The following is a 13,200-nucleotide window of genomic DNA, read 5'->3' as shown; positions in this document are numbered from 1 at the left end:
GGGCAAGCCTCGCTCCTACAGGATGGGGGGATCGCGGCATGTGGCACGATGCAAATCCGTAGGAGCGAGGCTTGCCCGCGAAGGCATTCTCCCGGACACAAAAAACCCGCCGATGATCACTCATCGGCGGGTTTTTTATTAACGGCTAACGCTTAGATCGCGCCACGCGTACGCAGCAGATCCAGCACTTGCTTGACGCTTTCTTCCAGCGACAGCGACTGGGTGTCGACCACGAGGTCGGCGTCCAGCGGCACGTCGTACGGGAAGGAATCGCCCGGAATGTTATCCCCGGCCGCCGCGTACAGGCCTTGCGGATCACGCTCGGCACACACAGTCGGCGAGGCCTGGACGTAGACCGTCAGCAGACGCTCTTTGCCGATCAAATCCTTGGCCTGCTCACGCCCTTCAGCACTCGGCGCGACAAACGCCGCCAGGGTCACCAGACCGGCTTCGTTGAACTGACGCGCAACGTGCGCGGCACGGCGCCAGTTCTCGGTACGCCCGGCGCGATCCTGTGGCAGACCTTTGTTCAGGTCGTGACGCAGGTTCTGGCCATCGAGTACGAACACCGCACGGCCCATGTCGAACAGCTTGCGTTCAACCGCATAGGCCAGGGTGCTTTTGCCCGCGCCCGACAAGCCGCTGAACAACACGGTGGCCGGTTGCTGGCCGAAACGCTGAGCGCGTTCTTCGGTGGCAACGTGCGCCAGTTTGCCGTGGTGCGTGCTGCTGCCATGGCTCAACGGCTGAGCGATGATCATCCCGGCGGCAACGGTGCCGTTGGTCAAACGGTCGATGACGATGAACGAACCGGTGGTGCGGTTGCTCGCGTAACCGTCCAGCGCGATGGCGGCGTCGAGGCTGACCTTGACCCGACCGATCTCGTTCAGTTGCAGCGCACTGGCCGGACCTTCTTCCAAGGTGTTCACGTCAACACGGTTGACGATGCTGGTGATCGAACCCGGCACATAACTCGTGGCGCGCTTGATGTCGTATTTCTTGCCCGGCAGCATCGGTTCTTCGGCCATCCACACCAGCATGGCGTCGAAGGCGTCAGTCACTTGCGGCAGGTTGTCGGCGTGCACCAACAAGTCACCGCGGGAGATGTCGATCTCGTCTTCCATGGTCAGCGTCACCGCTTGACCTGGACCGGCGTGTTCCAGCTCACCTTCGAAGGTGACAATGGATTTCACACGGCTGCTCTTGCCCGACGGCAGCACAACGACTTCGTCGCCCTTGTGCACGACGCCGCTGGCCAGGGTGCCGGCGAAACCACGGAAGTTCAGGTTCGGACGGTTGACGTACTGCACCGGGAAACGCAGGTCGGTGTAGTTGCGGTCGTTGGCGATCTCGACAGTCTCGAGAATCTCCATCAGCGACTGGCCGGTGTACCACGGCGAGCGCTCGGACTTGTTCACCACGTTGTCGCCCTTGAGCGCCGACATCGGCACGAAGGCCATGGTGGTCGGCTTGAAGGCGATGCCTTCGGCGAACTTCAGGTAATCGGCCTTGATCGACTCGAAGACGGTTTCGTCGAAGCCGTTGAGGTCCATCTTGTTGATGGCAACCACGATGTGCTTGATGCCCAGCAACGAGGCGATGAAGCTGTGGCGACGTGTCTGGGTCTGCACGCCGTAGCGGGCGTCGACCAGGATGATCGCCAGGTCACAGGTGGACGCACCGGTGGCCATGTTGCGGGTGTACTGCTCATGGCCAGGGGTGTCGGCGATGATGAATTTGCGCTTGGCCGTGGAGAAATAGCGGTACGCGACATCGATGGTGATGCCTTGTTCACGCTCGGCCTGCAGGCCGTCGACCAGCAATGCCAGGTCGATGTCTTCGCCGGTGGTGCCGACTTTTTTCGAGTCGCGGGTGATGGCTTCCAGGTGATCTTCGTAGATCATCTTGGAGTCGTGCAGCAGGCGCCCGATCAGGGTGCTCTTGCCGTCGTCGACGTTGCCACAGGTCAGAAAGCGCAGCATTTCCTTGCGTTCGTGCTGGCCCAGGTAGGCGAGGATGTCCTCGCTGATCAAATCAGATGCGTGCGACATGACAACCCCTTAGAAATAACCCTGACGTTTCTTTTCTTCCATCGAGCCTGCGCCATCGTGGTCGATGACCCGGCCCTGGCGTTCGGAAGTTCGCGTCAGGAGCATTTCCTGAATGATGTCGGTCAGGCTGGTGGCCTCGGACTCGACCGCACCGGTCAGCGGGTAGTCGCCGAGTGTACGGAAGCGGACCTTCTTCTTGACGATGCGCGCCTTGTCTTCATCGCTCAAATGATTGAGCAGGCGTTCGTCGTCGATCATGATCCAGGTGCCATTCATCTCGATGACGTCGCGCTCGGCGGCGAAATACAGCGGCACAATCGGGATGCCTTCGAGGTAGATGTACTGCCAGATGTCCAGCTCGGTCCAGTTCGACAACGGGAACACGCGAATCGATTCGCCCTTGTTGACGTTGCCGTTGTAGACGTTCCACAGCTCTGGACGCTGGTTTTTCGGGTCCCAGCGGTGCTTGGTGTCGCGGAAGGAATACACGCGCTCTTTGGCGCGAGACTTCTCTTCGTCGCGGCGAGCACCACCGAAAGCGGCGTCGAAACCGTACTTGTCGAGGGCTTGTTTCAGGCCTTCGGTTTTCATGATGTCGGTGTGCTTGGCACTGCCGTGGGTCAGCGGGTTGATGCCCTGCGCGACGCCATCGGGGTTCACGTGCACGATCAGGTCAAGGCCGAGTTCTTCGACCATGCGGTCGCGGAACGCGTACATTTCCTTGAACTTCCACCGGGTGTCGACGTGCATCACCGGGAACGGCAGCTTGCCCGGGAAGAATGCCTTGCGCGCAAGGTGCAGCATCACGGCGGAGTCTTTACCGACGGAGTACAGCATCACCGGGTTATCGAACTCGGCGGCGACCTCGCGGATGATGTGGATGCTTTCGGCCTCCAGCTGTTTCAGATGCGTCAGTTTGTCGACCATGGCTACTCACGAAAACGATCTTATGGACGGCCAGCGGGCCGTGTTCGAGCGGAGAATCCTAGCACAGCGACCTCTTCTAATCAGGACGCCAGCTAGATCGAAAGGGTATATGAATATACCTGCCTGTTCGGGTGTACGCGGTCCTGTGGGAGTGAGCCTGCTCGCGATGGCTACGGCACATCCAACACTTATGTGGCTGACACACCGCTATCGCGAGCAGGCTCACTCCCACAGTGGATTTGCGGTGATTTCAGATCGGATTCGGGCAATCGATGAAGATGTGCTCAAGGGCAAACCGGCGGGCCAGGTAATCGCCCAGCGCCTGCACACCGTAACGCTCGGTGGCGTGATGGCCGGCGGCGATGAAGCTGATGTCGTTTTCCCGGGCGCTGTGGAAGGTCTGCTCGGAGGCTTCGCCGCTGAGGTACAGGTCGACACCGGCCAGCACCGCCTGATCGATGTAACCCTGGCCGCCACCGGTGCACCAGCCCACGCGGCGAATCATCTCGCTGCCTTCAATCAGCAGGGGCTCGCGGCCCATGACTTCCTGCACACGACGGGCGAAATCCCGGGGCGTCATCGGTTCGCTCAACGAGCCGACCAGACCGACAACTTTGAGGTTGTCCGGGTCCAGCGGGCCTTCGACCGTGATCTCGAGCTGACGCGCCAACTGCACGTTGTTACCGACTTCCGGGTGCAGATCCAGCGGCAAGTGATAGGACAGCAGGCTGATGTCGTGCTTGAGCAGGGTTTTCAACCGACGCTGCTTCATGCCGGTGATGCACGGGTTCTCGCCCTTCCAGAAATAGCCGTGGTGCACCAGCACCAGATCGGCCTGGGCTTCGACGGCGGCGTCCAGCAATGCCTGGCTGGCGGTGACGCCACTGACGATGCGCATCACCTGCGGCCGGCCTTCGACCTGCAAGCCGTTGGGGCAGTAATCGGCAATCCTGGCACTGTTAAGGTAACGGTCGGCTTCTTCGACCAGGGTACTCAAGGCGACGGCCATAAAAGACTCCTAAATATCCCGTTCAGAGGCGAGCTGCGCCTCGTATAATGCGCGACATTATGGGCGGTCTCATACCGCCTGCAACCTTTCAGGACGTGCTTAATGCTCAAGGCGCTGCGTTTTTCCGGCTGGCCGCTGTTGGCCGGCGTGCTTATCGCTTTACTGATCATCCAGCGTTTTCCGGAGTGGGTCGGGCTGCCGAGTCTCGACGTCAACCTGCAGCAAGCGCCGCAAAGCACCACCGCGCAACAGGGTCCGGTGTCCTATGCCGACGCAGTGACCATAGCTGCGCCGTCGGTGGTGAACCTGTACACCACCAAAGTCATCAACAAACCAAACCATCCATTGTTCGAAGACCCGCAGTTCCGCCGCTTCTTCGGCGACAACTCGCCCAAGCAGAAGCGCATGGAGTCGAGCCTGGGTTCGGGCGTGATCATGAGCCCGGAAGGCTACTTGCTGACCAACAACCACGTCACCAGCGGCGCCGACCAGATTGTGGTCGCACTCAAGGATGGTCGTGAAACCCTGGCCCGCGTAATCGGCAGCGATCCGGAAACCGACCTCGCGGTCCTGAAGATCGATCTGAAAAACCTGCCGTCGATCACCGTCGGCCGCTCCGACAACATCCGCATCGGTGACGTCGCGCTGGCCATCGGCAACCCGTTCGGCGTCGGCCAGACCGTGACCATGGGCATCATCAGCGCCACCGGGCGTAACCAGTTGGGCCTGAACAACTACGAAGACTTCATCCAGACCGACGCTGCGATCAACCCTGGCAACTCCGGTGGCGCACTGGTGGATGCCAACGGCAACCTGACCGGCATCAACACCGCGATCTTCTCCAAGTCCGGTGGCTCGCAGGGCATCGGTTTTGCGATTCCGGTCAAACTGGCCATGGAAGTGATGAAGTCGATCATCGAACACGGCCAGGTGATTCGCGGTTGGCTGGGCATTGAAGTGCAGCCGTTGACCCAGGAACTGGCGGAATCGTTTGGTCTGTCGGGGCGCCCGGGTATTGTGGTCGCGGGGATTTTCCGTGACGGCCCGGCGCAGAAGGCCGGCCTGCAACTGGGTGACGTGATTCTCAGCATCGACGGCGAACCGGCCGGCGATGGTCGTCGTTCGATGAACCAGGTCGCGCGGATCAAACCGACCGACAAGGTCACGATTCAGGTGATGCGCAACGGCAAGGAGCTGAAACTCACGGCTGAAATCGGCTTGCGTCCGCCACCGGCGCCGGTTAAAGAGAAAGAAGAAAACTGACGCTAGCCCGAGGCTCTCGAGCTAATAGAAGACATTCTCATTAGGCATGTTATATTGTTTCAATATCACTATTGGAACAACATAACATGTCGTCTCGAACAATGGCTTCTGTGGCAAGTCTTGCCCTCGGCCTGCTGGGGGATCCGGTCTTCGCCGAAGCGTCCGGCACCCTCGAACTGGAGGCGATCAGCGTCACCTCCGACTACGAATCCCCCACCGGCCCGGTCACGGGTTACCGCGCTACGCGTTCTTCCAGCGCGACCAAAACCGACACCGCCATTCGCGATATTCCACAATCCATCAGCGTCATTCCCGTCAGCGTGCTCAACGACCTGGGCAGCACCAGCGTCGAGCGTGCCCTGGATTTTGCCGGCGGTGTGTCGAAGCAAAACAACTTCGGCGGCCTGACACTTTACGAATACAGCGTGCGCGGCTTCACCACGTCGGAGTTCTACAAGGATGGCTTCAGCGCCAACCGGGGTTACCCGAGTACGCCGGACGTGGCCAACATCGAGCGCATCGAAGTGCTCAAAGGCCCCGCCGCCAGTCTCTATGGACGTGGCGATCCGGGCGGCACGGTCAATATCGTCACCAAGAAACCCCAGCCCGAAGCCTTCACCACCCTGCAAACCAGCGCTGGCAGTTGGGATCGTTACCGCACCGCGCTGGACGTCAACACGCCGCTGGATGACGACGCCAAGGTGCTGTCTCGAATCAACCTGGCCGTCGAGGACAACCACAGCTTCCGCGATCACGTAGACAGCCAGCGAGTGTTCGTCGCCCCCTCCTTCAGTTGGCAACTGAACCCTGACACCAGCCTCTTGGTGGAGAGCGAATTCGTCCGTCACAGCTCCACGTTTGATCGCGGCATCGTCGCGCCGAACAACACGTGGAGCGGCGTTTCTCGTTCGACCTTCCTCGGTGAACCCAATGACGGCAACATCGATAACCACAACAACCTGCTGCAAGCCACGCTCGAACACCATCTCAACGACAGTTGGAAACTGCGCCTGGCCAGCCATTACAAAGAAGGCAAACTCTGGGGTTACGCCTCGGAAAACCGCCCGCTGAATGCCGATGGCCACACGCTCAATCGACGTTATCGCGAGCGCGATACGAACTGGCACGACAGCATCACCCAACTCGAATTGCGCGGTCTGTTCGACCTCGGCAGCTGGCAGCACGAACTGCTGATTGGCACCGAGTACGAGAACTTCCGCAAAAACGAACGGGTCACCACCATTGCCGGCGGCCCCTACGCCATCGACATTTATCAGCCGGTCTACGGCCAGCCAAAACCCAACGGCACGCGCTCCGGCACTGATTTGTTTGAACACGTCGAAAGCCAGGCGCTGAACCTGCAGGATCAGATCGTCTTCACCGACAAACTGCGCGGCATGCTCGGTGCACGCTTCGAACACTTTGAGCAAAGCATCGACGATCACAGCCGTGGCGCCACCAGCCGCCAGAGCCACGATGCGTTGACCCAGCGGGCCGGCCTGCTCTATCAGCTCACACCCGAAGTCGGGCTGTTCACCAACGCCTCAACCTCGTTCAAACCGAACAACGGCCTGGATGCTGGCGGCAAATCCTTCGCCCCGGAAGAAGGTGTCGGTTACGAAATCGGGATCAAGAGCGAGCTGTTCGACGACCGCTTGAGCACCACCCTCGCCGTCTTCCATATCGAAAAGGAAAACGTCCTCGCACTCGACCCGGGCACGGACACCAGCCGCGCCATGGGCAAGGCCCGCAGTCAGGGATTCGACCTGCAAGTCACCGGGCAAGTGACCGACGCCGTGCGGGTGATCGGTGCCTTCGCCTACATCGACGCCGAGGTCACCCAGGGCGACAAAGTTATTCCCACCGGCAGCCGAATCCTCGGCGTCGCCAAACGCAGCGGCAGTTTGCTAGGCGTTTATGAATTTCAGAATGGCCATTTGCGCGGTTCCGACGTCGGCGCGGCGTTCACTTACGTCGGCGATCGCTCGGGCGAATCCGGCAGCGATTTCGAGCTGCCGGCCTACCGCACCGTCGACCTGCTGGCCCATTACAAGGCCAGTGAAAACGTCACCGTCGGCCTGAACCTGAACAACCTTTTCGACGAGAAATACTACGAGCGTTCGTACAGCAATTACTGGGTCAACCCCGGCGAGCCGCGCAATTTCACCGTCAGCCTCACACTCAATCTGTAAAAGGAAGTCCCCATGCAACACCTCAAACCCCTGGCACTGCTCGGCCTGCTATTCGCATCCCATGTCTCGGCCCATGGCCTCTGGACCGAACAACGTCGCGGCAACATCGAAGTGATTTACGGCCACGGCGCCGAAGACAACGCCTTCAAGTCGCAGAAAATCAGCGGCGCCTGGGCGTATGACGTCAACGGCAAAATGATCCCGGTGACCGTGCAGCGCCTGGCCGATCACGCGCGCCTGCAGCCGCTGAAGCCGCCCGCCGTGATGGCGGTGGCGCTGGACAACGGCATGTGGTCGCAGACAGCGGATAAAAAATGGATCAACGAAGGCCGCAGCAAAGTACCGGGAGCCATCGAATCGACGCAGACCTTCAAATACAGCCTGGCGATTTATCAGCCCGGGGCGAAGTTGCCAAAGCTTGATCAGATGAAACTGCTGATTCTGCCGGAGGTTGATCCGTTGACGGTCGGGCCGGGCAAGTTGCTGCCAGTGCGGGTGCTTCTGGATGGGAAACCGGCGGCGGGGGTGAAATTGACTGGCGACTATCGCAGCGCGCCGAATACGTTGAGTACCGAGACGGATAAGGAAGGCCGGGCGCAGGTGGTGGTGCGTAATGAGGGGTTGAATGTGATTTCGGCGCAGATGGAGATTGTGCTGAAGGACAATCCGGATGTGGCGACGCGCGGGGTGTTCAGCTCACTGACGTTCCTCGGCGAACCGCATCACGAGTAACCCAAAAATCCTTGTGGGAGTGAGCCTGCTCGCGATAGCGGTTTAGCATTCAAAATCAATGTTGAATGTTATGGCCTCATCGCGAGCAGGCTCGCTCCCACAGGTTTACAGGTCGCCGAGGCCGTCGATCAGCGCCTGATTCTGTTCAGGTGTGCCGATGGAGATCCGCAAGAACTGCGCGATCCGCTCCTGCTTGAAGTGCCGGACGATCACACCTTGCTCGCGCAACTTCGCCGCCAACTCTGCAGCATCATGCTTCGGATGACGAGCGAAAATGAAGTTAGCCGCCGACGGCAGCACTTCAAAGCCCTTCCCTTCCAGTTGCGCAACGACCCACTCACGATGCTCGATGACCAACCGGCAGGTCTTGTCGAAGTACTCGCGATCCTCGAACGCCGCCGCAGCCCCTACATTCGCCATACGATCCAGCGGATAGGAGTTGAAGCTGTTCTTGATCCGCTCCAGCGCCTCGATCAAATCCGGATGCCCAACCGCCAACCCTACCCGCAGGCCAGCCAGCGAACGGGACTTGGACAGGGTCTGAGTCACCAGCAGGTTCGGATAACGGTCCACCAACGTGATCGCCGTCTCGCCGCCAAAGTCGATGTAAGCCTCGTCCACCACGACCACCGAATCCGGGCTGGTCTTGAGGATTTGCTCCACCGCGTCCAGCGCCAACAGGCAACCGGTTGGCGCGTTCGGGTTTGGGAAAATGATCCCGCCGTTTGGCTTGGCGTAGTCCGCCGGGTTGATCTGGAACTGCTCGTCCAGCGGCACCGCGTCGAACTTGATGCCATACAACCCGCAGTAGACCGGATAGAAGCTGTAGCTGATGTCCGGAAACAGCAACGGTTTATCGTGTTGGAGCAAACCGTGGAAGATGTGCGCCAGGACTTCATCGGAACCGTTGCCGAGGAACACCTGATTGGCCTTCACGCCGTAATACGCAGCCACCGCGTTTTTCAGCAGATCGCTGTTCGGGTCCGGGTACAGACGCAAGTTATCGTTCAATTCGGTTTGCATCGCCGCCAAGGCTTTTGGCGATGGGCCGTACGGGTTTTCGTTGGTGTTGAGCTTCACCAGTTTCGCCAGTTTCGGCTGCTCGCCCGGCACGTAAGGCACCAGATCCTTGACGAACGAGCTCCAGAATTTACTCATGTTCAGTTCCCCTGCCCTTGTGAAGAGTCTTCGTTAAGGATGCGGTATTCGGCGCTCCGCGCGTGCGCGGTCAGCGACTCGCCACGGGCCAGCACGGAAGCGGTTTTGCCCAGTTCGGACGCACCCTGCTCGGAGCAGAAGATGATCGACGAGCGTTTCTGGAAATCGTACACACCCAGCGGTGAAGAGAACCGCGCGGTGCCGGAGGTCGGCAGTACGTGGTTGGGACCGGCGCAGTAATCGCCCAGGGCTTCGGAGGTGTGACGGCCCATGAAGATCGCGCCCGCGTGACGGATCAGCGGCAGCCAGGCTTGCGGATCGGCGACCGACAACTCCAGGTGCTCCGGCGCAATGCGGTTGGCCACTTCGATGGCTTGTTCCATGTCGCGAACCTTGATCAACGCGCCACGGCCATTGATCGAGGTTTCGATGATCTCGGCGCGCTCCATGGTCGGCAGCAGTTTGGCGATGCTGGCGGCGACCTTGTCGAGGAACTCGGCGTCCGGGCTGACCAGAATCGCCTGAGCGTCTTCGTCGTGCTCGGCCTGGGAGAACAGGTCCATGGCGATCCAGTCCGGATCGGTGTGGCCGTCGCAGACCACGAGGATTTCCGACGGGCCAGCGATCATGTCGATGCCGACCTGGCCGAACACGTGGCGCTTGGCGGTGGCGACATAGATGTTGCCCGGGCCAACCACCTTGTCGACTTTCGGCACGCTTTCAGTGCCGTAAGCCAATGCGGCAACCGCTTGCGCGCCGCCAATGGTGAAGACGCGGTCGACTCCGGCGATGCAGGCCGCGGCCAGCACCAGCTCATTGATTTCACCGCGCGGGGTCGGCACCACCATGACCACTTCGGTCACACCGGCGACCTTGGCCGGAATCGCGTTCATCAGCACCGAAGATGGGTACGACGCCTTGCCGCCCGGGACGTACAGGCCGGCGCGATCCAGCGGCGTGACCTTCTGGCCCAGCACCGTGCCGTCTGCTTCGGTGTAGCTCCAGGAGTCCTGCTTTTGTTTTTCGTGGTAGCTGCGGACTCGGGACGCAGCTTTTTCCAGCGCTTCGCGCTGAGGCACGGTGATCCGGGTCAGGGCCAGCTCCAGGCGCTCGCGCGGCAGGATCAGATCCGCCATGGACGCAACGTCCAGGCCGTCGAACTGCCGGGTGAAGTCCACCAGCGCCGCATCGCCACGCTCGCGCACGGCTTTGATGATGTCGAGCACTCGCTGATTGACCGAGTCGTCAGACACACTTTCCCAGCTCAGCAGATGATCCAGATGATGCGCGAAATCCGGGTCAGCAGCGTTGAGTCGGCGAATTGCAGTCAGTGCGGTCATAGCGAGAGCCTCATAGGATTGGCAAAAACTCAGGCGCCCGAAGCTAACATTCGATCCGCTTGGGCACCTGAGAATTCTGGCTATGAGGCGGATAGACGGGCGCGACTTAACGTCGCGCGGGTGAATCAGCCGCGGTGTCGAGACTCCACTGCCTTGCGCAGGGTGTCGATCAACGCCTGGATACGGGCGTGCTGCATTTTCATCGAAGCTTTGTTGACGATCAGCCGGGAGCTGATGTCGGCAATGAAATCCTGGGGTTCCAGGCCATTGGCACGCAAGGTGTTACCGGTGTCGACCACGTCGATGATCTTGTCCGCCAGACCGATCAGCGGCGCCAGCTCCATCGAGCCGTAAAGCTTGATGATGTCGACCTGACGGCCCTGCTCGGCGTAGTAACGCTTGGCAACGTTGACGAACTTGGTCGCAACGCGCAGGCGGCCCTTGGGCTCGACGTCACCGACACGGCCGGCAGTCATCAGCTTGCACAGGGCAATTCGCAGGTCCAGAGGCTCGTACAGACCCTGGCCGCCATATTCCATCAGCACATCTTTACCGGCGACGCCCAGGTCCGCGGCACCATGCTCGACGTAGGTCGGCACATCGGTGGCGCGTACGATCAGCAGACGCACGTCGGCCTGGGTCGTGGGGATGATCAGCTTGCGGCTCTTGTCCGGATTCTCGGTCGGCACGATGCCCGCTTCAGCCAGAAGCGGCAGGGTGTCGTCAAGGATGCGGCCCTTGGACAGTGCGATGGTCAACATGGGAAACGTCAGTCCTTATCAGGCTACTGATGCCCGGTCGCAAACGGCGCCGGACACACATCGAGCCGGTAACCGGCTCGACTTGAAACGAATTCAACGGGCACGTCCCTGTGCCCATGCAGCAGGAACTAGCCCGGTACGCGGCGGATCTTGGCGCCCAGCATCTGCAGCTTCTCTTCGATGCACTCGTAACCACGGTCGATGTGGTAGATGCGGTCGATCAGGGTGTCGCCTTCGGCGATCAGCGCCGAGATCACCAGGCTGGCCGAGGCACGCAGGTCGGTGGCCATGACTGGCGCGCCCTTGAGTTTCTCGATGCCGGTGACGATGGCCGTGTTGCCCTCGACCTGAATGTGAGCGCCCATGCGGTGCAGTTCGTAAACGTGCATGAAGCGGTTTTCGAAGATCGTCTCGATCACTGCGCCCGTGCCTTCGGCAATGGCGTTGAGGGAGATGAACTGCGCTTGCATGTCCGTCGGGAACGCCGGGTACGGAGCGGTCCGCACGTTGACGGCTTTCGGCCGCTTGCCGTGCATATTCAGCTCGATCCAGTCTTCGCCGCAGGTGATTTCAGCACCCGACTCGCGAAGCTTTTCCAGAACGGCTTCGAGGATCGTCGGATCGGTGTCCTTGACCTTCACACGACCGCCGGTCACGGCAGCGGCGACCAGGTAAGTCCCGGTTTCGATACGGTCCGGCATCACTTTGTAAGTGGTCGGGTGCAGACGCTCAACGCCATCGATGGTGATGGTGTCGGTGCCGGCGCCAGTGATCTTGGCACCCATGGCGATCAGGAAGTTCGCCAGGTCGACGACTTCAGGCTCGCGCGCGGCGTTGGCCAGAACACTGCGGCCCTTGGCCAGAGCGGCGGCCATCATGATGTTTTCGGTACCGGTTACGCTGACGGTGTCGAAGAAAAAGTGCGCACCGCGCAGGCCGCCTTCTGGCGCCTTGGCCTTGATGTAGCCGCCTTCGACGTCGATGACCGCGCCCATGGCTTCGAGACCACGGATGTGCAGGTCAACCGGACGCGAGCCAATGGCGCAACCGCCAGGCAGTGCGACTTCGGCTTCACCGAAACGAGCAACCATCGGCCCCAGCACCAAGATCGACGCACGCATGGTTTTCACCAGTTCGTACGGTGCGATCAGGGTCTTGATGGTACGCGGGTCGATTTCGACGCTGAGCTTCTCGTCGATCACCGGCTCGATGCCCATGCGACCGAACAGCTCGATCATGGTGGTGATGTCGTGCAGGTGCGGCAGGTTGGCAACGGTTACCGGGCCATCGCACAGCAGGGTTGCAGCCAGGATCGGCAGGGCAGAGTTCTTTGCCCCGGAGATGCGGATTTCGCCATCAAGACGAACGCCGCCAGTAATAATCAATTTATCCATAAGAATCTCGACGCCCTTGGGCTCAGGTGCGCTCGGCCCAGGCCGCGCTGCTGAAAAATTTCATAGTGACCGCATGGATGCTGCCATCGGTGATCCATGGGTTCAAATGGGCATAGATCTGCTGCTGACGCTTCACCGGGCTCAACGCCGCCAGTTCATCGCTAATCACGTTCAGCTGGAAATTGCAGCCTTCGCCCTCAACTTCTACCAACGTTCCGGGCAGCTTTCCTTCAAGGAAGCTCTTCACTTCTACGGCCTGCATGCTCAACCTCAATCGGCGCCCTGTGCGCGCGGGTCGGACATCATACAAAAAAGCCCCGCGCCTGCGAACCCCGCGAAGCAGGACTCTGACGGGGGGCTTCTTTATAGATGC

Annotated in this window: 11 protein-coding genes; 3 read left to right on the top strand and 8 right to left on the bottom strand. The window is 60.4% G+C overall.

The annotated features are described in order from the left end of the window. Window positions 1–152 precede the first annotated feature (152 nt). From cysN to ACYZTY_RS03105, 3 genes are all read right to left on the bottom strand, one after another. Window positions 153–2,051, bottom strand: coding sequence for a sulfate adenylyltransferase subunit CysN (gene cysN / locus ACYZTY_RS03115; RefSeq protein WP_461957255.1), 1,899 nt, complete (start codon window positions 2,049–2,051; stop codon window positions 153–155). Window positions 2,052–2,060: 9 nt separating this feature from the next. Next, entirely contained in the window at window positions 2,061–2,978 is a 918-nt protein-coding gene (gene cysD / locus ACYZTY_RS03110; protein ID WP_090175435.1) for a sulfate adenylyltransferase subunit CysD, read from the bottom strand. A gap of 250 nt (window positions 2,979–3,228) precedes the next feature. Next, on the bottom strand, window positions 3,229–3,987 hold the full coding sequence (locus tag ACYZTY_RS03105; RefSeq protein ID WP_461957254.1) for a Nif3-like dinuclear metal center hexameric protein: 759 nt from the start codon (window positions 3,985–3,987) through the stop codon (window positions 3,229–3,231). A 102-nt stretch (window positions 3,988–4,089) separates the two neighbouring features. Here ACYZTY_RS03105 and algW point away from each other — a divergent pair, with 102 nt between their 5' ends. The 3 genes from algW (at window position 4,090) to ACYZTY_RS03090 (ending at window position 8,174) form a co-directional block, all read left to right on the top strand. Then, entirely contained in the window at window positions 4,090–5,250 is a 1,161-nt protein-coding gene (gene algW, locus ACYZTY_RS03100) for a Do family serine endopeptidase AlgW (RefSeq protein ID WP_131061192.1), read from the top strand. 86 nt (window positions 5,251–5,336) lie between these two features. Beyond that, the gene (locus ACYZTY_RS03095) at window positions 5,337–7,442 is read left to right on the top strand and encodes a TonB-dependent siderophore receptor (protein ID WP_461957253.1); all 2,106 of its coding nucleotides are present in this window, start codon (window positions 5,337–5,339) and stop codon (window positions 7,440–7,442) included. 12 nt (window positions 7,443–7,454) lie between these two features. Next, on the top strand, window positions 7,455–8,174 hold the full coding sequence (locus ACYZTY_RS03090) for a DUF4198 domain-containing protein (RefSeq protein WP_461957252.1): 720 nt from the start codon (window positions 7,455–7,457) through the stop codon (window positions 8,172–8,174). A gap of 105 nt (window positions 8,175–8,279) precedes the next feature. On the opposite strand, the gene hisC is transcribed toward ACYZTY_RS03090, so the two are convergent. The 5 genes from hisC to ACYZTY_RS03065 form a co-directional block, all read right to left on the bottom strand. Further along, entirely contained in the window at window positions 8,280–9,332 is a 1,053-nt protein-coding gene (gene hisC / locus ACYZTY_RS03085) for a histidinol-phosphate transaminase (protein WP_461957251.1), read from the bottom strand. Window positions 9,333–9,334: 2 nt separating this feature from the next. Then, window positions 9,335–10,672 (bottom strand): histidinol dehydrogenase, encoded by a 1,338-nt coding sequence (gene hisD, locus ACYZTY_RS03080; RefSeq protein WP_461957250.1) that lies wholly within the window; start codon window positions 10,670–10,672, stop codon window positions 9,335–9,337. A gap of 125 nt (window positions 10,673–10,797) precedes the next feature. After that, entirely contained in the window at window positions 10,798–11,433 is a 636-nt protein-coding gene (gene hisG, locus ACYZTY_RS03075) for an ATP phosphoribosyltransferase (protein WP_007901570.1), read from the bottom strand. A 128-nt stretch (window positions 11,434–11,561) separates the two neighbouring features. Further along, window positions 11,562–12,827, bottom strand: a complete 1,266-nt coding sequence (gene murA, locus ACYZTY_RS03070; protein ID WP_131061197.1) for a UDP-N-acetylglucosamine 1-carboxyvinyltransferase — start codon at window positions 12,825–12,827, stop codon at window positions 11,562–11,564. 22 nt (window positions 12,828–12,849) lie between these two features. Next, window positions 12,850–13,089 carry a BolA family protein gene (locus tag ACYZTY_RS03065; RefSeq protein WP_007912386.1) on the bottom strand — a complete coding sequence of 80 codons (240 nt, stop codon included), beginning with the start codon at window positions 13,087–13,089 and terminating at the stop codon, window positions 12,850–12,852. Between the last annotated feature and the right edge of the window lie 111 nt (window positions 13,090–13,200).

The sequence above is a fragment of the Pseudomonas sp. LB1P83 genome (assembly GCF_054897885.1).
The sequence above is the reverse complement of the archived record's forward strand: the minus strand, read 5'-3'. Positions and strand labels throughout refer to the sequence as shown.